The organism is Flavobacterium sp. LHD-85, assembly GCF_030929595.1.
Lineage (GTDB): Bacteria > Bacteroidota > Bacteroidia > Flavobacteriales > Flavobacteriaceae > Flavobacterium.
This window is the reverse complement of record NZ_JAVFVR010000015.1, coordinates 52,596-75,479: the sequence shown is the minus strand read 5'-3', so window position 1 is coordinate 75,479 and position 22,884 is coordinate 52,596. Positions and strand designations below refer to the sequence as shown.

General features: G+C 35.2%; 14 protein-coding genes. 10 read left to right on the top strand and 4 right to left on the bottom strand.

Annotated features, from left to right (window positions below):
- The first annotated feature begins 2 nt into the window (after positions 1–2).
- From RB618_RS19525 to RB618_RS19480, 10 genes are all read left to right on the top strand, one after another.
- A complete protein-coding gene (locus RB618_RS19525; RefSeq protein ID WP_308070306.1) occupies positions 3–1,448 on the top strand; it encodes a DUF3526 domain-containing protein in 1,446 nt (481 codons plus the stop codon).
- Positions 1,449–1,450: 2 nt separating this feature from the next.
- Positions 1,451–2,803 carry a DUF3526 domain-containing protein gene (locus RB618_RS19520; protein WP_308070305.1) on the top strand — a complete coding sequence of 451 codons (1,353 nt, stop codon included), beginning with the start codon at positions 1,451–1,453 and terminating at the stop codon, positions 2,801–2,803.
- Between the two features lie 522 nt (positions 2,804–3,325).
- A complete protein-coding gene (locus tag RB618_RS19515; RefSeq protein ID WP_308070304.1) occupies positions 3,326–3,925 on the top strand; it encodes an RNA polymerase sigma-70 factor in 600 nt (199 codons plus the stop codon).
- A gap of 67 nt (positions 3,926–3,992) precedes the next feature.
- A complete protein-coding gene (locus RB618_RS19510) occupies positions 3,993–5,096 on the top strand; it encodes a FecR domain-containing protein (protein ID WP_308070303.1) in 1,104 nt (367 codons plus the stop codon).
- A 10-nt stretch (positions 5,097–5,106) separates the two neighbouring features.
- Positions 5,107–8,463, top strand: coding sequence for a SusC/RagA family TonB-linked outer membrane protein (locus RB618_RS19505; protein ID WP_308070302.1), 3,357 nt, complete (start codon positions 5,107–5,109; stop codon positions 8,461–8,463).
- 4 nt (positions 8,464–8,467) lie between these two features.
- Complete coding sequence (locus RB618_RS19500; protein WP_308070301.1) at positions 8,468–9,928, top strand: RagB/SusD family nutrient uptake outer membrane protein; 1,461 nt, start codon at positions 8,468–8,470, stop codon at positions 9,926–9,928.
- Positions 9,915–11,378, top strand: a complete 1,464-nt coding sequence (locus RB618_RS19495; protein WP_308070300.1) for a hypothetical protein — start codon at positions 9,915–9,917, stop codon at positions 11,376–11,378. The genes RB618_RS19500 and RB618_RS19495 overlap by 14 nt, the downstream gene beginning before the upstream one ends.
- An 89-nt stretch (positions 11,379–11,467) precedes the next feature.
- On the top strand, positions 11,468–12,610 hold the full coding sequence (locus tag RB618_RS19490; RefSeq protein WP_308070299.1) for a cytochrome c peroxidase: 1,143 nt from the start codon (positions 11,468–11,470) through the stop codon (positions 12,608–12,610).
- 377 nt (positions 12,611–12,987) lie between these two features.
- Positions 12,988–13,638 carry a VOC family protein gene (locus tag RB618_RS19485; RefSeq protein ID WP_308070298.1) on the top strand — a complete coding sequence of 217 codons (651 nt, stop codon included), beginning with the start codon at positions 12,988–12,990 and terminating at the stop codon, positions 13,636–13,638.
- A 64-nt stretch (positions 13,639–13,702) separates the two neighbouring features.
- Entirely contained in the window at positions 13,703–14,425 is a 723-nt protein-coding gene (locus tag RB618_RS19480; RefSeq protein ID WP_308070297.1) for a hypothetical protein, read from the top strand.
- Positions 14,426–14,478: 53 nt separating this feature from the next.
- Here RB618_RS19480 and RB618_RS19475 read toward each other — a convergent pair whose 3' ends face one another.
- From RB618_RS19475 to RB618_RS19460, 4 genes are all read right to left on the bottom strand, one after another.
- A complete protein-coding gene (locus RB618_RS19475; RefSeq protein WP_308070296.1) occupies positions 14,479–16,479 on the bottom strand; it encodes a heavy metal translocating P-type ATPase in 2,001 nt (666 codons plus the stop codon).
- 571 nt (positions 16,480–17,050) lie between these two features.
- A complete protein-coding gene (locus tag RB618_RS19470; RefSeq protein WP_308070295.1) occupies positions 17,051–18,325 on the bottom strand; it encodes an efflux RND transporter periplasmic adaptor subunit in 1,275 nt (424 codons plus the stop codon).
- A gap of 2 nt (positions 18,326–18,327) precedes the next feature.
- Positions 18,328–19,578, bottom strand: a complete 1,251-nt coding sequence (locus RB618_RS19465; protein WP_308070293.1) for a TolC family protein — start codon at positions 19,576–19,578, stop codon at positions 18,328–18,330.
- Positions 19,579–19,744: 166 nt separating this feature from the next.
- Positions 19,745–22,864: a CusA/CzcA family heavy metal efflux RND transporter gene (locus RB618_RS19460; protein WP_308070292.1), complete on the bottom strand. Its 3,120-nt coding sequence runs from the start codon at positions 22,862–22,864 to the stop codon at positions 19,745–19,747.
- Positions 22,865–22,884: the final 20 nt, after the last annotated feature.

Sequence of the window (22,884 nt, the reverse complement as noted above, 5' to 3'; positions counted from 1 at the left end):
GTATGAAATTATTACATGCAGAATTCTTAATCGCAAAACAGCTGCGACATTCTGTCTTTAAAAATAAAGCCATTTTTATTATTACCCTCTTTATAGGCATTTTGCTTCTATATGCTGCATTTTCGGGCTGGGATAATTATAAAAATCAAAATGAAACAAGCGAAAAATACCAGCATGAATCTCGTGAAGACTGGTTGAAAAATCCAGATAAAAATCCGCATAGAATGGCACATTATGGCAATTTTGCTTTTAGAAAAAGTACGTCACTAAGTGTTTTCGAATTTGGAATGGAACCTTTTTTTGGGAACGCTATTTTCTTAGAAGCACACAAACAAAATACAGCAAACTTTTCTGAAGCAGGATTTTCTAGCAGTATGCTGCGTTTTGGAGAAATTAGTATTGCAATGGTTTTGCAAGTGCTGCTGCCGCTTTTGATTTTCTTTTTGGGATTTAATTCTATTTCTTACGAACGGGAAAATGGCACTTTAAAAATTCTTCTAACTCAAGGAATTAACTGGAAACAGCTTTTGTTCGGAAAAATTCTTGGGGTTGCGAGTGTTATCATGCTGCTTTTTGTTCCTACAATTATTATTTTGGTTACAATCTGGCTATTTCTTCAAAATTTTAGCGTTACCGCAGACGAAATGATCAAAATGGTTTTATTTATTCTTTTTCATTTTATTTATCTCATCTTTTTCTGTGCCATTGCGGTTCTGGTTTCGGCAGTAAGCAAAACATCTAAGAATGCATTGGTGCTGCTTATCGGAATCTGGCTTATTTTTACAATCGTTTTACCGAGAACAACACAAGCTGTTGGAGCTTACATTTACGAATCACCTTCAAAAATTCAATTTAATAGCGATATCGAAAAAGATATTTTAAAAGAAGGAGACAGCCACAATCCGAACGATCCGCATTACAAAGCCATAAAAGACTCTCTTTTACGCACATACAAAGTAGATTCTGTTCAAAAACTGCCTTTTAACTATTCGGGCTATATCATGACAGAAGGAGAAAAAATAAGCTCTAGAATTTATAATGAACATCTCAAAGAACTTCTAAAAATTTACAGCAAGCAAAATAGCTTTTCAAAAGCCGTTTCTTTCCTTAATCCGTATATCGCCATGAAAAACCTTTCTATGGGATTATCTAATACCGATTATGAGTCTTACATCGATTTTCAAAAACAAGCTGAAGATTACCGCTATAAAATGGCTCAAAAAATGAATGGCTTGCAGATTAAATATATAAGCAATAAAAAAACGCCTGGCAAACCTAGCATTATAGGGAAAGAGCATTGGTCAGATTTAGAAGAGTTTCATTATGAAATCAAAGGAATAGGAACTGTTTTAAAAAATGAAATTGTTTCTGTCATTTCAATTATTCTTTGGATTATGCTGTTTTTGATTTTAATCAAAATTGCAGCTAAAAAACTAAAAGCCATTTAATTATGTTAGCATTATTATTTAAAAATTTCATACGATCGAAAGGAACCAAAATTGGTTTGCTTTTTTTAATATGCGTCGGATTCGTAAGCCTTTTAATCGGGAAACAGTTTCAAGATAAACAGCAAAATAATATTAAAGAGGCTGTTAGCTACCAAAAGGAACACATTGCCAGAAATGCCGAATACCATAAAGACGAAATTGGGCCTCTGCTTTATTACATTAAATTTTCTTTGGTCAACAAAACCTTCCCTATCAATAGCCTTGCTATCGGACAGCGCGATGTTAATCCGTCAATACAAAATGTAACTATTCGAGGATTAGAGGGACAGAAATATGATGCAGAGCTCAATAATCCGAATAATCTTTTATCTGGAAATATCGATTTTAGCTTTGTACTAATTTATCTTTTTCCACTTTTAATTATTGCTTTCTCCTACAATGTCATTTCTGAGGAAGTAGAAAGCGGCACTTGGAAAATCGTTTCTACACAAAGCAAGAATATCTTTTTGTATATCCTACAGCTGTTTTTTGTTCGAATTTTAACTTTGATTGGTTTATTAAGCATTTTGCTTTTTACTGCAGCACTATTTCTCCAAATTCCGTTAGATAAAGCTTTTTTTGCATTTTATGGGCTTGGCATTTTGTACCTCTTATTTTGGTTTTCCATTTGCTTTTTTATTGTTTCTCTGCAAAAACATTCCAATTTTAATGCTGTAATTCTATTGACAATATGGCTATTCTTAATTGTAATTCTGCCTGCTGGAATCAATGCCTATATCGTAAATCGCTACAAAGTTCCAGAAGCTTTAGAATTGACTCTGAAACAACGAAATGCTTATCATGAAAAATGGGATATGGATAAAACTGCCACAATGGAAAAGTTTTATAAGCATTATCCGCAATTTAGGACTTGCAAACTAGATGAAAAAGCAGAATTTACCTGGCTTTGGTACTACGCCATGCAGCAAATGGGAGACGATGAATCGGCGGAGCAATCTAAAGAGTTAGAGTCAAAATTGCAGCAACGAAACCATTTCAGCGAAGTGATTGCGCAATTTATACCAACGCTTCATACTCAAATCCAACTGAATGAAATTGCTAAATCGGATTTAAAAAATCAGCTTTTGTTTTTAAACGAAACCTCAAAATTTCACGAAAAGCTTCGTTTGCATTTTTATCCTAAAATATTTGACAATGCACCTGTAGCAGAACAAAAATGGGATAATTACAAAATAGAAACCTTTAGCGATACCACTCAAATAAATTTTACAAAAGCATTTTTGCCATTGCTATTATTCATTTTATTGCTAATTGGTTTTGGATGGAGAAATTTTAATACTAAAGCTTTTTTTTAACCGGTAAGTTTCTTTTTAACGCAAAGAGCGCAATCCCGATAGCTATCGGAACGCAAAGGGCGCTAAGTTTTTTAATCTTTGAGAATAAAGTTTTAAGAGATTTCACAAAGTTTTAAACATAGCCAATGGTTTCAACCATTGGCACGTAATGATTTTTATATTCTGCATATTTAATTTTGCCACAGATTTCACAGATTAACACAGATTTAAAATCCTTTTAATCCTTCTAATCTGTGGCTGAAAAAAATAAGTTCGCAAAGTTTTACACAAAGCTTTGCGAACTTTTGCGTTTATATAACCTCCAGCATATTAAAAAAAACCTTGCGCCCGATAGCTATCGGGATTGCGGTAAAAAAACAAGTAAACTAAACCTATTCTGAATAAAATTTTCTGGAAAGGTCTTTATTTGAATTTTATTTAGAATTAATATAAATAAACTTTTATATTTGCCGCTTTCTGAACAAAATTGAGCTGTTTTTAAAAATATGCTTACTATTGTTTTTCCAAAATAAATTCCGTTTAATGAATAATAATGCCAGTTTCGAATTAGATCTTTTCCATTCTTTCAAAGAAGGCGACGAAACTGCATTTAAGTTTTTTTACGATAAATATTTTAGAAGAATTCAATCTTTCAGCATTCAGTTCATTTACGATCAGGACGAAGCCGAAAATCTAGCTCAGGAATCCTTACTACACCTATGGCAAAGTAGAGAAGAAATAGAATCTATAAACGGAATCCAAGCTTTCTTATTTACTTATGCAAAATCAAAATGTTTGAATTTAATCCGTCATAATAAAGTGAAGGACAAATTCAAAAATGACCTCTTAAACCACAAAGAAAGAGAATTGAATATTGAAGTTTTAAATTCGATTCAGTTTGACCCTTTAGAATTAACCGAATTAGAACGAATCATTCAGGAATCTATCAGCGATCTGCCTGCAAAAACCCGAGAAGTTTTTATAAAAAAACGTTTCGAGAATAAAAAAAATGCAGAAATCGCTGAAGAAATGGGAGTTTCTTTAAAAGCTGTCGAAGCCCATATGACAAAGGCTTTGAAGATTTTAAAAACCAGATTATCTGATTATTTGTTCTTAATTTTTATGCTTATTTATAATAATTAAGAATAAAAGGTAGGGTATTTTAATCCTGAGGTGTACTTATAATGGCGAGAAGTTTTAAAACGCAAATATGACATCGGAAATAATATATAAATACCTTTCTAACGAAGCTTCAGAACAAGAAGTTCAGGCACTTTTTGATTGGATCGAAGCATCGGAAGAAAACAAAAAACAATTTATAAAAACGAAGATGATTTGGGCATTGACCACTTTTTCTTCAGATTTATCTATTGAAACGGCTCCGGTAATCCAAATGAAACCCAAAAATAGCATTAGACAGTATTTGCAATATGCTGCGATATTTTTAGTGTTTCTTGGTTTAGGAATAACTATTTTCTTGTTTAACAGCAAATCTGAAACTCCAAAAGAAATTGTTCTAGAATTGGGCGACGGCCGTCTGGAATATATATCAGGAAAAAACCAGACTGCATTGTTGAATGACAAAGGCGTTTTGATTGCCAAAAAATTTCCGACTGAAATTATTTATTTTGGCAAAGTTCAGGATCAGAAAGTGATTTACAATACGCTTTCAGTTCCGTACGGAAAACGCTTTAAACTTAAACTTTCAGATGGTACCATTGTGAGTTTAAATGCCGGCAGCTCTTTACGTTATCCGGAACAATTTGGCTTAAACGGAAACAGAAATGTATACTTAACCGGTGAAGCATTTTTTGAAGTCGCCAAAGATAAAGAGCATCCGTTTGTTGTAAACGCCAATCAAGTTGATATTAAGGTTCTTGGGACAAAGTTTAATGTGAGCGCTTATCCTGAAAACCCTACTGTTAACAGTACTTTAGTTGAAGGAAGCATCGAGATGTCTGAAACTGCAAATCCTTCCAATGTTATTTTGCTGGAGCCAAACCAAATGGCAACTTGGCAAAATAATGCTAAAAAAATTACCCTCAAAAATGTTGATGTTTCCCTTTACTCAGCCTGGACAAAAGGAGAACTGGCATTTAAGGACACCCCATTTTCTACAATCGCTAAAATTATTCAGCGCACCTACGACGTTGAAATTGTCAACGAAAATTCTGATTTGGCCAGACAGAACTTTACAGGTACAATAAACATTAGCGAATCTAGTGTCGAAAACATTTTAGACCTGCTAAAACGTGACACTCCTTTTAATTATTCTATTAAACAAAAAACCATTACAATTACCAATCCGCGATAAAAAAATAAACATGACATTTACGATACAGCCCGCTTTAAGAAAAATTCTGTTTTTCTTAGCCCTCCTCATATCTGGATTTAAAGGATTTTCTCAGAATAAACTCATAACATTACATGTAAAAAACAAACCTATAAGCTTAATTATCAAATCTATTGAAGATCAAACCGATTTTAGAATCATTTATAATGCAAAAAAAATAGATAGCGATCAATTAGCAGATTTAGATGTTAATAATGCTACTTTAGAAACGGCTCTAACGCAGTTATTAAAGGATAAAAACATTTCGTTTTACATTCAGAAAAAGCAGGTTCTTTTAACGAGTTCAATTTCTGACAATCCAAATAATACTGTTCAGGAAACCCAGCGAATGATTAGTGGAACGGTTTATAATGCAAAAGACAAACAGCCTCTTCCTGGCGCTTCTATTCGCATAAAAGGAACTGGAATGGGCGCTATAACCGATTTTAACGGGAAATTTGTTTATCAGTTAAAAGGAAATAATATCGAAAATCTGGTTCTGGAAGCTGGATTTTTAGGAATGGAAACGCAATCTCAGAAAGCAGATGACAAAAAGACGTTTGTTTTTTATCTTCAGGAAACTACCGATGAGCTGAATCCTGTTGTGATTACTTCGTCTTACGGTACAACTAAATTGAAAGAAGAAATTGTTGGAAGCATCTCAACTTTACAGGCAAAAGATATTGCTGTTGAACAGGCATCTGAAAGTTTTGATAAAATGATTACGGGGCAGATTGCCGGTGTTATGGTTGAAAATACTTCGGGCGTTGGCGGACCTGTAAAAATCAATATTCGCGGTCAAGGCACTTTATCTTCTTTAAGCGGCGCTATTACAGGAACTTCGTCTCAACCTCTTTTTATTGTTGATGGTGTTGTAATGAGTGAGGAATATGCTATTGACAGCGCCAATTTTAACGGGAACGGCGATTTTGCCGAAAATCTGGCGAATCCGTTGATGAAAATTGCTCCTGAAAATATCGAAACCATTTCTGTTTTAAAAGATGCCGCAGCCGTTGGTATTTATGGTGCTGACGGAGCTAATGGCGTAATTTTGATTACTACTAAAAAAGGAAAAAAAGGAAAAACACAATTTGGTTTTTCCAATCAGTTAGGGGTTTCTTCTGCCATTAACCAAATTAAATATTTAAACGGAGAGCAATATACAGAACTGCGAAATGAGTTCATGAAAAATACTACCCCAGGTTATGTGCCTGTTTCTTATAATGGCATCAATACCGATTGGTTTAATATATTGAACCGAGCAGGAATATACAATAAGTATAATTTTAATGTTTCAGGCTCTACTTCTAAATTTTCGTACCGTACAAACGTTAGTTATACCAAAATTGATGAACCGCAGATTGGCAATGAAACCAAACAGTTGAACGCAGGAATCAATTTAGGCTACAATTCTGGCAAATGGGATATTAATTTGATGCTGAACCCAAGTTTTGTACAAAAAGATGCGCCAAATATCTTTTATAGTTTTGCCTACCTTCCAACGCTTGCTGTGTATAATACTGATGGTTCTTATGCAGATTTGGGCGCAAGCGGTTCTACTAGAGGAAATCCTCTGGCGGCAATTGAGCAAAACAAAAACGAAGCACAAACTTTTGGTCTTTTAGGAAGTTTGAATTTGTCTTATAAACTCAATAAAAACATCAGATTCTCTACTCTTTTTGGTATGGATTATACCGATAAAGAACAGGATCGCTACTTTTCTGCAGCCAATGAAAGCGGACAATACAACGGAACTTTTATGTTGGACGGAATTTCACGTCCAGCTTGGGGACGCCGCGTTATCAATCAGAGAAATTCTACGAAATGGAACTGGCAAGGACAAGCTTTATTCAATAAACAATGGAATGAAACTCATGAAATTGATGGTGTAGTTGGTTTTGAACTTGCTGAAGATAAAACCGATTTTAATTATAAAGCCGGAATTGGATTTTTAAACCCAGAGTACATTCATAAAGTGTCTGAAGCGATACGAGATGATAATCCTGACACGCCTGAAGATGAATCTACAGACGGACAAAGCTACCGAAATGAAATAAGCTATAACTCCAGAGTTTCTCTGTTCTCGCAATTAAACTACAACTACAAAAAACGTTATTTCTTATTAGCGAATTACCGTCGCGATCAGAGTTCGGTTTTTGGAGATGATACCGATGTGGCTCATAATGGCGGTTTTGGTGCAGGATGGATTATTAGCAATGAAAATTTTCTGAATTCTAATTCTTGGATCGATTTCTTGAAATTAAAGGCAAGTTATGGTACAACAGGAAATTCTAAAATTGGTTCTTATAGATCAAAAGGATTGTATAATATCAGCCAAAACGGATACAATGGCGATATAGAAGCAACGCCTGGAGCGGCTCCAAATGGCAGATTAAGCTGGGAAAAAAACACAAAATTCAATGCAGGATTTGATTTTAATGTTTTCAAAAGAATCGAACTGACTTTAGAATATTACTATGACAATAAAAGCAATTTGATTACAGCCAGAGATATTCCTACCGAAACGGGTTATAGCTCTATACAATTAAACGCTGCAAGTATGTACAACAAAGGTTTTGAACTTACTACCAGAATTAAATGGATAAAAAGCAACGCCTTTAAGTGGACAACAGCATTCAATATTTCGACGGTAGACAGCAAAGTAACCGATTTAAAAGGTTTAGGAAGCGACTATTCTGTAGCAAATCTTGCATTGGCTCAAAAAATTGGCTACAGCACTACCACCTTGTGGGGCGTTAATTGGGTTGGTGTAGATCCAGCTACAGGAAGAGATCTTATTCGAAAAAATGGTCAAGTTTACGATGCCAAAACGTATGGCGAATTATACACAATTGCCGACTGGGAACCTATTGGAGACAAACAGGCAGATGCTTACGGTGGTTTCTATAACAATTTTACTTTCTACAATAATCTTACTTTATCAATTAGAGGCGATTATCAAATTGGGGGCGACTTTTTAGCTTCAAGTGAGCTTATAGATCAATATAACGTAACAACAAACAGAAATCTTTCTGTAAACGCTTATAATTATTGGAGAAATCCTGGCGACAATGTTACACAGTCTGCCGTAACACTTTCTCCAATTATAACCAACTTAAGCAAATATGTTTATGATGCCACTTACATCAGAATCAGCAATATAAATCTAAGCTATAACATACCGTTAAAAAATACTTTTCTGGATGCACTTTCCGTATTTGCCGATGCTACAAACGTGGCGTATTGGTACAAAGAAAAAAGTCCGAAAGGAATGAACGGTGTACGAGAGTATAGTTATATCTATCCGCAGGCAAGAACAATTTCGCTAGGAGTTAATGCTAAATTTTAAGAAAATGAAATATTCAAAATACCTATCCATATTTTTTCTACTACTTTCATTGCAAAGCTGCAGTGACTTTTTAGAGCAAGAACCTGGAACACAAACTTCTATAGACGAACTTTTACAAAATAAAACAGGTGTTTTACAAGCGCTTAGAGGACTTTATTCTTCTCTAGAAGCCAATGTAAGATCAGAGCGTTATGCTGTTTATGCTGATTTACAAGGCGGAAATATAAAATTTACGCCAACTGCGACAGGAAGTCTTAGAGGACAAATTTCGGCTCCATCAAATGTTGAACAGGTTTATTCTTTTGATGATCAGGCGCTGACAAGTAATTACAAATCATTTTACGATGATAGTTATGATATTATAAATCAGGCAAATCTAATTTTAGAATATACTCCTTCCCTCACCGATGCTACTGATACAGAGAAAAATCAAATAAAAGCAGAAGCGTTGGCTATAAGAGCTTATACACATTTTCTTTTATCGCTGGTTTACAGTCAGGATTATAAATATACGGCCGATGCTTCACATTTAGGAATTGTTTACAGCACAGCATCTATAAAAGGTGGCATACAATATCCAGCAAGAAAAACTGCAGCAGAAACGTATGCTTTAATTATTAATGATTTGCAAACTGCCATTGCCAATTATTCGGATAGTTCTTTGCTTTCTGGCGCTGCGTATTCTTTCTTTAATCAAAAAAACACAAAAGCTTTAATGGCTAGAGTTTATCTTCAAAAAGGAGATTGGGCAAATGCTTACGAAACAGCAAATGATGTTATTACCAATTCTGGAGCAGTATTAACCAGCAAAGAAAGTTTAATTACAGAATGGGAAAAACCAGACCTTCCTATTTCGGAAATCTTGCTTGAATTTGCTATACCTACAGACAGTGAAAACAATGTTTCGGGATCAATGTCAAAAGTTTTTGGCTATAATACAGATTTAAGTTTTGAAAAATATACAGCTTCAAATGACTTGATTAATTTATATGAAAGCACCGATTCAAGAAAACAGCTTTTCTTAGTAAAACCGCTTTTTACATTGGTTAATGGCGTGCAAACTTATGTCAATTACAGTTTTACAAAAAAGTTCCAAGACAATGCAGGTTATGTCGCTTTCAGACTTAGCGAAATGTATTTAATTCGTGCCGAAGCAGCTTTAGAAACCAACAGAGCAGATTTGGCAATGACAGACATCAATACAATTCGTGCTCGTGCCAATGCCTCATTATTAACCAATACAACAAATCTAAAAGAAAATATCTTTTTAGAAAGAAGGAAAGAATTATGCTTTGAAGGCTTTTTATTCTTTGATATTGCCAGAAATCATAAAGATGTTTCAAGAACCGATGGCTGTCTGGCTACGGTGTGCAGTTTAACATATCCGTCTTTAAAATACGTATTGCCAATTCCAACATTCAACACCAATCTTAACCCTAACTTGCAGCAAAATGACTCGTATTAAGATATTCAGCCTATTATTTACAGCACTGTTATACATTTCGTGTTCAAAAGACGATTACAAATTAGGATCTGATATTGATCCTTACATACGATTTAACTTTTTGGTTAAAGCCGATAATACGCCTTTAGAATATCCTACAATAAACGGAAATTTAGTACCGCAATCTACTTATGAAAACAAGTCTGTAAAAACATTAAAAGTTCCTGTAGCCTTAACCACACGTGAACTAAAAGAAACGGTAACGGCTAATTTTAGCGCTGAAACATCAGGAGTTGCTGATAGTTTTAGTGTAAATCCAATAAATCAGCTTTCGTTTCAAGGCAATAAATTAACCGATACCATTTATGTTTCTTTTGACAAAAGATGGGCTGCAAACCAGAGCATTAACCTAAAACTAGAAACGGTTTCGGATCCTGATATTCATATCGGAAATTTAAACTCAGCATATCCAAACAATACTTTCAAAATTGATTTAGGAACCATTGCTACCAATTATACTTTTCCTGTAACGCAATACAATGTGAAAGGCGAAGTAGGCGAAACAATCGATTTTAAAGTGAATTTTCCAAATGGCTTCTTCCCTGAAGAAATTGAAAATGCTAATTTTTTCAAATTTCAAAATGGTTTCGAATATTCTTTAACGCATGATGAATTTGGCGATAACAGAAGTACTGTAACGTATCATTTAACTCTTTTAGAAGACCTTCAGAATGATGATGCTCGTTACGAATCAAAAATTACTTTAATAAATATTCCTAATTACACTGCCACAGGAAATATCAATCTAACTATTGCAAAACCAATAAAATCTCCAAGAGATATTCAGGCAAATCCTGCATCTAAATTTACCGATCCTACAAATGCGTTTTATTTGACTTATGGAGAACATTGGTTTAGCAACGGAACCACTTGTGCTTGGCAGACTTTCAACGCTCTGACTTTTCCGGTTGTCGTTACAAAAGATGATCCAAACGCCATTTTATACAGCGATAAAGGAACAACAAACCCAAATGATGATGTTTATCACGATGCCTTCAAAATTGGATTTAACGTTGCCAGCGGAACCAATACAGTCAATTCTTTTGGTCTAAAAAGATGGTTTTCTAACGAAAGTAATTCTGCGTCAGTATCGCCTGGATTTAATATTACCTCTGCTTTAGAATTTTTCCCAGCAAACGGAAACAGCAAAACCGAAGGAACTGTTTTAGTAATTCCGCAAGATTTAACTATCGGAAAAGATAAAGACAACACCTACCAAATTGCTATTTCTGGCGAAGGAACATACAAAGAAATCAGTAACGGTTTATATGAAATCTCATTCGAATTAAAACTGACAAACGATAAACTGTTTGGAGGAACAGTCTCAACACAATACAGAATGTACAACAATAGAGCATATCCAAAACCAGCAGCATTGAGTATTCCGTGCCCTAAAGAAGTTGCGCTTTAAAATAAAAATTGTTTCAGGTTTCAGGTTTCAAGTTACAACAGAACTTGAAACCTGAAACCTGAAACTTGAAACTTGAAACAAAATTAAAATTGAAAAAACTAATCTTTCCTCTCCTATTCTTACTTGGGTTATCGGCTTATAAAACAGCCGAAGGTCCTGATTATACCGATATTCAGGAATTACGAAAATTGTATTCCAGCGGAGATTCATCAAAATGGCCTGCCGCAGAATTACATGAAAGTGTCGATAAATCAAAATTTCAAGATATTGGCGTTTTACCTGCGATTCCGTATCCAGCTTATAATCCGTATTCCAAGGAAAAAGAAAGTTTGGGAAAGATTTTGTTTTTTGATCCCAGATTGTCTCGAAGCGGACAAATTGCTTGTGCTTCTTGCCATAATCCTGAATTGGGCTGGACAGATAATTTAACGCGTTCTTTTGGCCACGACCGCCAAACTGGAAAACGCAATTCGATGACGATTTTAAACTCGGCGTATGCTACTTCTCTATTTTGGGATGGAAGAGCGAAAAGTCTGGAAGATCAGGCGCAATTTCCTGTTCAAGATCCTTTAGAAATGAATGAAAAACTGACGATTGCTGTAGATAAAATTGCTAAAATAAAAGGCTACAATTCACTGTTTACTGAAGCTTTCGGAGACAAAAAAGTGACTTTGGAAAGAATTCAATACGCCATTGCCACTTTTGAAAGATCAATCAATAGTCCGAAAAGCAAATTTGACCAGTTTGTAAGCGGAAAATCAGACGCATTTACCGATCAGCAGGTAAAGGGAATGCATTTGTTTAGAACCAAAGCACAATGCATCAATTGCCATAATACGCCTTATTTCAGCGACAATCAATTTCACAATGACGGACAGACTTTATTTGGAACAAAAAATGAAGATTTCGGACGTTATAATGTGACTAAAGACGTAAAAGATATTGGCAAATTCAGAACGCCAACGCTTCGTGAAGTAGTAAACACAAAACCATGGATGCATCACGGCCATTTTCCAACTCTGCTGGATGTAGTGGAATTATACAATCTAGGAAATCCATCTCCAGTACAGAAAAAATATCTGGGAACAGCGAGAGATTCGCTGATTCCAAAAGTAGATCCAATGCTTAGAAAATTGGATCTAAACAAAGAAGAAATCGCTGATTTATTGGCTTTTATTGAAACTTTGAGTACGCCAACAAGAAGAATTATAATTCCTGAAATGCCAAAATAAGTTAGTTGATGATTTGCTTTTTGCCCCACAATCTGCAAATTACGAAGCCCATTTCTTTTATGAAATGGGCTTTTTTATTTCTTAATTTCATCTTTCAAATATATTTGCACCCAACCAAACTTATACACAATGCCATTATTAATTATTCCAAAAACCACCAATTAAGAGAAGAAGTTTTTTCGATACTCTTACAACAATAACAGCTTGTCTTTTTGTAACTTTAATAAAATATTTAGAGATGCAATTTAAATCCAACCCATACTAATTTACTATCCTTTCATTGACGCATAAAATAGTGCTGCATCCTTACTATCGTAGGCATTTTTTAAATTTGTCTCTCACTCAAAAGAAGCTTTTTCTTAAAAAAAATTACTATCATGAGAATAGATCAGATACAAATTAAAACAAACGACATCCAAAAAACGAAAGCATTTTATCAGAACATTTTTGGGCTTTTCGTTCTGGAAAATGACCAAAACTCGATAACGTTTCAGGCTGGAACCTCTATTTTAAAATTTGTTGAAGATCCAAATTTTAATTCGATATATCATTTTGCTTTCAATATTCCCGAAAATCAGCTTGAAGAAGCTATTCAGTGGTGTGAGAACAAAGTAGATTTAATTGTTCTCGAAGATAAAAGCGTAGTCACGAATTTCGAAAATTGGAATGCGCATTCTATTTATTTCTTTGACCACAACGGAAATTTACTTGAATTCATTGCCCGACATGATCTTAATAACGAACAAGTTGGCGATTTTAATTCTGCTTCGATTTTAAATATTAGCGAAATCGGAATTGTTACAGAAAGTCCTTTACAATTAGGAAATCAGTTAATTGAAGAACACGGATTGCATTTCTTTTCTCAAAATACCAATACCGATAAATTTGCTGCCATTGGCGATCATGAAGGTTTATTGATTCTGGTTCAGCCTACTAGAAATTGGTATCCAACGCAAATTCCTTCTGAAAGTAATCCGGTGAAAATAACTTTAGAAAATAATGATAACATAATTGAATTGAAGTTTTAATAATTAAATACCTTTATATTTATATGGGATTTTCTAATCTTATAATGAACAATTAATAGTAATTATGTCAAAAATATTAAGGGGTCTCTTTTTGTATTTTATTTTTACAACACATTTTATCGCAACTTGTTATAGACAAAATAATATCGTAATTCCCAAAAATTTTAAAGAAACAATTCCGCCAAAACCGTGGAGCGATAAATGGTATAAATTAAATCATTCTAAAAATGAATGTAAAGTTGAAATCATAAACTCTAAGCTCAAAATAGGAATTCCTAAAGAGATCAATGAATGCAAACTTGAATTAGAAACAGGTACTTTAGTAGGAACAAATGGAGGCGAATTTGGCGGAAAATTAATTTTTACTCCAAAAGACAAATCCAAAAGTGATGTTAAGGTTACTAAGGGAAATATTCTTTTTTTATTTCATTTTAAAGATAAAATTTATTTTATCTCTGGACTTCTCCACATGAGTTTTAATGGTGGAGGAATGTTTGAATTAAAACCAGAGGGAGAAACTTTTTCTATTCAAAAAGTAATGGAATTTGAAAGTGCGCCAATGGCATTTAAAATTTATAAGGACAAACTTCTTATTGCTGCCGACAAGGGATTTTATGTTATAAAGGATTTTAAAAAGCAGCTGATTTTCAATAATGTCTTTTGGGAAAGTTTGTATCCAAATTCAATTGCAGTTCTTAATGACAAAAATGTATTTGTTGGAATTAGAAGCGGAATTGTCAAACTTGATTTGAATGCAAAAAATTTAAAATTCTATATGAAGATTTAAAATTTTCGCAGAAGAATCCGAAGATTTTTTCTGCGAAAAAAATTCCTTATGCGTTAAAATTTCATTCTCTGAATTCGAACCGCATTTAATATCGCTAACAGCGCCACACCAACATCTGCAAAAACTGCTTCCCACATTGTGGCAAGTCCGCCTGCGCCAAGAATTAAAACAAAAGCCTTAACTAAAAATGCCAAAGTAATATTCTGCCAGACAATCTTTTTGGTTTGTTTGCCAATATTGATTGCCATTGCTATTTTACTGGGTTTATCGTCTTGAATAACCACATCGGCAGTTTCTATGGCAGCGTCGCTTCCTAAGCCTCCCATTGCAATTCCAACCGTACTTAAAGCAATCACAGGCGCATCGTTTACGCCATCGCCAACAAAGGCAATTGTTTCGTTTTTAGCTTTAATTTCGTTGACTTTGTTCACTTTATCCTCTGGAAGCAAATCACCAAAAGCTTTTGTAATTCCCAATTTATCGGCTACAAACTGGACTACATTATTTTTATCTCCACTTAACATAGTCAATTTTACACCTAAAGATTTTAGTTTAGAAACCGTTTCTTTGGCGTCTTCTTTAATTTCATCGGCAATAGTCAAATAACCCGCAAATTTACCTTCGTAAGCAATTGCAATTGTCGTATAAACTATTGAAGACGGATCAATATCATACGAAATCGAGTATTTATCCAAAAGTTTAAAATTCCCAACAAACAATTCTTTTCCGTTGTGTATTGCTTTTAATCCGTGTCCCGAAATTTCTTCGATTTCTTTTAATTCTACCGAAGAATCAATTGGTCCAACATGATTATGAATGGCTGTTGCCACAGGGTGCGTGCTTCTGTTTTCAAGAGCATTGACTAGTCTTAAAATTTCGTTTTTGTCAAATTCGGATTTTATAATGACTTCTTGAACTTTAAAAACACCTTCGGTCATAGTTCCTGTTTTGTCTACCACCACATTCTGAATTGTAGAAATACTGTCTAGGAAGTTACTGCCCTTAAACAAGATTCCGTTTCTGCTTGCAGCTCCAATTCCGCCAAAATAACCCAACGGAATACTAATAACCAAAGCACAAGGACAGGAAATAACTAAGAAAACCAAAGCTCTGTACAACCAATCGCTAAAAACATAATTATCAACAAAAAGCATCGGAAGCAAACAAATCGCAATTGCCAAATACACTACAATTGGCGTATAAATTTTCGCAAACTTTCTGATAAACAATTCCGCTGGCGCCTTTTTGGTTGTGGCATTCTGTACCAACTCCAAAATTTTTGATAATTTACTATCGCTGTAAGCGGTTGTTACTTTTACTTCGGCAATGGTATTGCCATTTATCATTCCTGCCAAAACAGTTTCGCCTTTCTTCTTGGTATCAGGCTTGCTTTCTCCGGTCAAAGCAGCTGCATTAAATGAAGCCGAATCCGATAACAATTCGCCATCCAAACCTAATTTTTCTCCTGCTTTAAGCTGAATAATAGCTCCAATCTGAACGTCTTTGGCTTTGACTTTAACTGCTACATTATTTTCTAAAACATGAACCTCATCGGGACGCTGATCCAATAGACTTTTAATGCTAGATTTTGCTCTATTAACTGCCATTCCCTGAAAGGTTTCGCCAATTGTGTAAAACAGCATAACAGCAACTCCTTCTGGGTATTCACCAATGGCAAACGCTCCAATTGTGGCAATGCACATGAGGAAAAATTCAGAGAAAACATCTCCTTTTACAATGCTTTCGTAGGCTTCTCTCAAAACAGGAAGTCCGACAGGAAGATACGCAATTGCATACCAAGCGATTCTAACATATCCTGTAAACCAATCTTGCGGAAAATAATTATCAAAACCAATTGCGATCAGCAATAAAACAAAGGATATAATGGATGGCAAAAACAATTTAAATAAACTGCCACTTGCATTGTGTTCATGGTCATGCCCTTCGTGATCATGTCCGTCATTATCAGCATGTACAGGTTCGTCATGAGAACAACAACAGGAAGGTTTGGCTTTATTTTTTATAATTTTTACTTCTTTATCTTGATGTATCATTTTTTTTAATTTCAAGTTTCAGGTTTAATCCCGATAACTATCGGGACAAGTTTTTGCTGCTCTGAAACTTTGTTTAAATAATGTCCTAAATTTAAGCATTTTGTGGTAAAGTTTATTGCCACAAAGGTGCTAAGTCACAAAGTTTTTTTTTAGTATGATGAAGTTAATCTCGCAAAGTCGCAAAGTTTTTTTTTGCCACAGATTAAAAGGATTTAAAAAAAATATTAATCTGTATAAAATAAAAATCATTTTAATCCTTTTAATCTTTGGCAAAATTTATTTCTCAATTGCCTCCAGCTTTAGCTGGAGGTTGAGTAGATTCTAATTTGTAGGCTTTAACCCAACTTGCGCATTTTGGCTAAAGCCATTTCTTATTGTTTCTTGTTACCTCCAGCTAAAGCTGGAGGCAACTCAAATTAATTTGCTTAAATCTGCTTAAAAAAAACTTTACGTCTTTGCATCTTTGCGAGCAAATTCTACTCCAACAAAAAAACTTAGTCCCTTAGTATCTTAGCAACTTAGCATCTTTAAAAAAAAACTTCGCGCCTTAGTGCCTTCGTGGCAAAACGAACTAGTGCGTATGCTCTCCTCCGCCCTTCATTGCGGAAAGCAGATAAAATGCGCCTTTCGTTACAATTTTTGCATTGGCTGGAATATCATTTACAAACTTAACCTCAGTAAAACCTAAATCGGTTGTTCCTGGCATTACTTCTATGGCTTTAAAATGCACTTCTTCTTCGTGAGTTTCTTCTTTTTCTCCTTCTTTGTGTTCATGCTTTTCTTCTGCATGTCCTTCCTCCTGTACAAACACAAAATATTTATCAGCATTTTTCACAACAGCATCTTTAGGAAGCGCTGGAACAGTTGCATTAACAATATTGATATTCGCTGAAACATACATTCCCGGAATCAATCCCTTTGCATCGGCGGGATCAATTTTAGCGTGAACAGCAACGGTTTTACTTTCGTTAGAAAACGATTTATTGATCCCGAAAATCTTTCCTTTAATCGATTTATTTGACTGATTCGTTAAGACAAAATCAATGACTTGCCCAATCGAAATGGATCCTAAATCTTTCTCATAAACATTCAAATCCAAATGCATCTGGCTGTTGTCAACCACCTCAAAAAGCGAAATTCCCGTATTCGCAAAAGCGCCTTTCGCAATATTTATTTTTCCGACAAAACCATTTATAGGCGAAACAATTGGCACGACAGATGTTGTTCCTTTCGTATTCACATGTAAAGCTTCTAATTTGTTTTTTGCTGCCTGCGCGCGAGCTCTTTCGGCTGCTAATTTGGCTTTTACTTCCTGAAAAATCTTTCTCGGATTTACATTTTCATCACTCAGCGTTTTCTGGCGATTGTATTCTAACTGCAGATACTCAACATTTGCAACAGCCGACTGATAATCTTCCTGCATTCCAATAACTTCCAGATTCTGAATCGTTGCTAGAACTTTTCCTTTGTTTACATAGGTTCCTTCCAAAACAAAAATATCTTTCACTGTTCCGCCAATCAAAGTCGAAACTTCAGCAGAATTTTGTGGAGGAACTGTCGTATAACCATTCGCTTTAATGACTTTATTTAGATTTCTATCTTCTACAGAGCCAGTTTCAATACCAACTGTTTTGTATTGAGAAGCAGTTAAAGCCACTTCCGTAGTTGATTTTTCTTCTTCCTGAGGTTCTTCTGCTTTCTTTTCAGTACAACTTGTTGCTATGGAAATAACCGCAAGGCACGCAAAGATTAAACGCAAGGCACGCGAGAAAATTAAACTTTGCGCTCGTTGCGTAAATTCCTTTGCGCTCTTTGCGGTTAAATAACTACTAGATATATTTTTCATGATTAATTGTTTTTGATGGTTGGAAATTGAAGTTCAATGGCGCTCTGATTATAGCTATGCGTTGCCTCGGCAAATTGCTTTTTTATATCGATCGCCTGATTCAGAAAACTGATATACGACCAATAACTCATATCGCCATTGGCATAACTTTTCTGGGCAGTTTCTATAATCTGATTTGCATATTGCTGACCTTCATTCTGGAAATAGGTTAAGTTTTTCTGCTGTTTCTCGAAGTTATTTTTCAATTCTTCACGTTGCAGATGCAGCATCATTTTATTTTTATCCAAAGCCAATTGTGACTGTGAAATGCTAATTTCTGCCGCTTTTGCCTTAGTTGTATTAACGCCACCAAACAACGGAATCTGCAATCCTGCCGTAAAGCCTTGAAACAAAGATTCGGTATTAATTGTTTGCGCAAAATATCCCAAACCGACTTTTGGGGTACGTAAAGCTTTAAACGTTCCCGCTTCTTTCTGATAAACTGAAATCTGCTGTTGGTAAAAATCAGTCATTAGCGTTTCTGCTTTTGTGTTTTCCTGATTTTCTATAAAAGTATATTGCAAAGCGGTATTAGAATCAGGAATAATATTTTCATCAGTCTGTATGAAAAACTGCAATTGCTTCTGATAGATTGCCAAATCGTATTCTAACTGCGCTTTCTGCGTTTCAATTTCTTTTACTTTCGCTTTAGCACTGATAACTTCGATATTGCCGCTTTCTCCTGTTTTGAAACGTAATTCGGCGTTCTTTAGAAATTTGGTATAAATATCATTCAATTCTGAATTAAGTTTCTGGATTGAAACACCATACAAATATTGATAATACGCCAGTGTAACCGCTTTTTCGATTTCATACGAAGACAGCGCTTTTTGTTTTTCAGCCAGCTTTGCCAATTCTTCCTGCAATTGTCGATTCGCTTTTGTAATATTTCCTAAAGGGAAAAACTGCTGCACGGAAACGTTATGGTCAAAATCGGCACTATTAAATTGACCGCCTTGGTACTGCACTTGCAACGGATCTGGCTGAAATGCAGCTTTCTTGAGAACGGTTTGCTTCTCGATTTCTTTATCGGCAATTTTTAAGTCGATGTTGTTTGATTTTGCTAGTTCTATGGCTTTTTCTAGACTTATGGATTGCTGTGCAAATGTTGCTGTACCTATCAATAGGAACGTGCTTAACCGCAATGTTCGCAAAGTTTTTTTCGCAAGGTTCACAAAGGTTTTGGTTTGCGTTTTATATATTGAATTTTTCATTTTTATAATTTTTTGTTTCACGCAGATTTTAAATAGATTTAAGCTGATAAACGCAGATTTTTTTTATTAAAATCTAAATTAAATCTGCTTCAATCTGCATAATCTGCGTGAAAAATCTTTTTTACATTCAGCAGTAAATTATCTAATTATCAAATTTTCTCATTTACTAATTATCTCTACGCTTAAACTTTTCCAGCAGTAAATACAAAATCGGTAAAACGATTAAGGTTAATAGTGTTGCCGAGATCAATCCGCCTATTACTACAGTTGCTAAAGGTTTCTGCACTTCTGCCCCGCCGCTTGTCGACAATGCCATTGGCAGAAATCCTAATGAAGCCACGGCTGCGGTCATTAAAACAGGACGCAAACGGGTTTTGGTTCCGATAAGAATTCTTTGAAACGGATCTGATATGCCTTCTGTTTTTAACTGATTGAAATACGAAATCAGTACAATTCCGTTTAAAACCGCAATTCCGAACAAGGCAATAAAACCAATTCCGGCAGAAATGCTAAACGGCATTCCTCTCAGCCAAAGCGCAAAAACACCTCCAATAGCCGATAATGGAATCGCACTAAAAATAAGCAACGCTTGTTTGGCACTTTTGAAAGTAAAATACAGTAAGACCAAAATCAGTCCTAAAGCAATTGGCAAGGCTACAGAAAGTCTTTTGGATGCTTCAATCAGATTTTCAAATTGTCCGCCATAAGTCACATAATACCCCGCAGGAAGTTTAAAACTTTTATCTAGTTTAACCTGAATTTCTTCTACGACACTTTTAATATCTCTTCCGCGAACGTTTAATCCAACTGTGATTCTTCGTTTTCCGTCTTCGCGGATGACCTGCACAGGACCTTGTTCGTATTCAACAGAAGCAACTTGAGAAAGTGGCACTTGCTGACCATTTGGAAGCGGAATAAACAAATTGCTTACATCAGTGATATCACCACGATTGTTTTCGTCCATTCTCACTACAACATCAAACCTTTTGCTTTCGTCATAAATCTTTCCTGCCACTTCACCTGCAAAAGACGAGCGAATAATTTGATTGATATCTGAAATATTAAGCCCGTAAAGTGCAATTTTATCATAATCGTATTTGATGGTAATCTGAGGCAATCCCGTTACTTTATCGGCTTTTAAATCTCCGATTCCTTCAATTCCCTTTATTTTCGAAATCAATTCTGTTGCTTTTGCATCTAGAATCTCCAAATCATCGCCAAAAATTTTGATTGCAATATCAGAACGGCTTCCTGTCATTAATTCGTTAAAACGCATTTGAATCGGCTGTGAAATTTCGATATTCGCACCTGGAATTACTTCCATTTCCTCTTTCATCGCATTGGCAATTTCTTCCCAATTACGATATTTGTCTCTCCACTCTTTTTTGTCTTTCAAAACAATAATTAGATCTCCACTTTCTATTGGCATTGGATCGGTTGGAATTTCACCGCTTCCTATTTTGGTTACAATGGTTTTGATTTCTGGAAATTTAGCTTTCAGAATCTGTTCGTATTTGGTTGCAGTTTCCACCATCTGCGTCAACGAACTTCCCGTCATAATGGTTGCATTGATAGCCAAATCGCCTTCTTCGATAGTGGGGATAAATTCACCTCCCATATTTTGAAAAACGATAAAGGCAAAAGCAAAAAGTCCGATTGCAAATGAAAGAACTACTTTTTTAAATGCTAAGGCTTTTTTCAACAAAGGCGTATATCGGCTCTCTAACCATGCGATCATGCGGTCACTGAAATTTTCTTTGTGTTCCGTTTTCTTCGAAAGAAACAAAGCGCTCATCATTGGAATATATGTCAGCGAAAGAATAAATGCTCCAATAATCGCAAAACCAACTGTCATAGCCATTGGCTTGAACATTTTTCCTTCTGTTCCAATTAAAGCTAGAATTGGCAGATATACGATCAAAATAATAATCTCACCAAAAGCCGCACTATTTCTAATTTTTGAAGCCGAATTATAAACCTCATCGTCCATTTCTTCCTGAGTCAATTCTTTTTTGTTTTTGAATTTTTGAAGATGATGCATCGTGGCTTCGACAATGATTACGGCACCATCGACAATGATTCCAAAATCTATGGCTCCGAGACTCATTAAGTTTCCACTTACGCCAAAGGCATTCATTAAAATAACAGCAAACAGCATGGCCAACGGAATTACAGAAGCAACGATCAATCCCGCACGAAGATTTCCTAAGAATAATATCAAGACAAAAATTACGATTAAAGCTCCTTCTAACAAATTCTTTGTAATAGTTTTAATGGAATTGTCAACCAACTTTCCTCTATCAATAAAAGCTTCGGCGACAACTCCTTCTGGAAGGCTTTTGTTGATTTGAGCCATTTTTTCGTGCACACGATTTACGACAGCACTGGAGTTTTCTCCTTTCAGCATTAAAACCATACCCGAAACAATTTCTCCTTTTCCATCTTTTGTTGATGCTCCGTAACGTAATGCAATGCCTTCGCGCACCTGCGCTACATTTCGAACCAAAACAGGCGATCCATTACGGTTTTTCACCACCACATTTTCAAGGTCGTTAATGCCTTTTGCCATTCCGACACCGCGGATAAAATAAGTGTATTGGTCTTTTTCGATGTACGCGCCACCCGTATTTTGATTGTTTTTTTCTAAAGCCTCAAAAATTTCGGTAATCGTAACGCCCAAACTATTGAGCATATTTGGATTTACAGCAATTTCAAACTGTTTGAGTTTTCCTCCCCAAGAACTTACTTCTGCAACACCTTTAATTCCCTGCAATTGCGGAATAATGATCCAATCCTGAATGGTTCTCAGTTCAATTGCACTGTATTTGTTTTCATAACCTTTTTTGGCGTAAACATCGTACTGGTAAATTTCTCCTAAACCTGTAGAAATTGGCGCCAGCTCTGGAGAATCTACATAATCTGGGATGTTTTCTTCTGCTTGTTTTAAACGCTGGAATATCTGCTCACGCGCCCAATAAATATCAACATCATCTTCAAAAACAACGGTTACTACCGATAAACCGAAACGGGAGATACTGCGGAGTTCTATCACATTTGGAACTGTTTTTACAGCTCTTTCTAAAGGATACGTAATTAATTGCTCTATTTCCTGACTTGCTAATGTTGGTGCAGTGGTAATAATCTGAACCTGATTGTTGGTTACATCTGGCAGGGCATCGAGCGGCAATTTTTTAAGCGAATAGCTTCCCCAAGCAATGAGTGCAAGGGTAAATAATAATATGACGAATTTGTTTCGTATACTAAACTGAATAATTTTATCTAACATTTGAATATATAATGACGTGA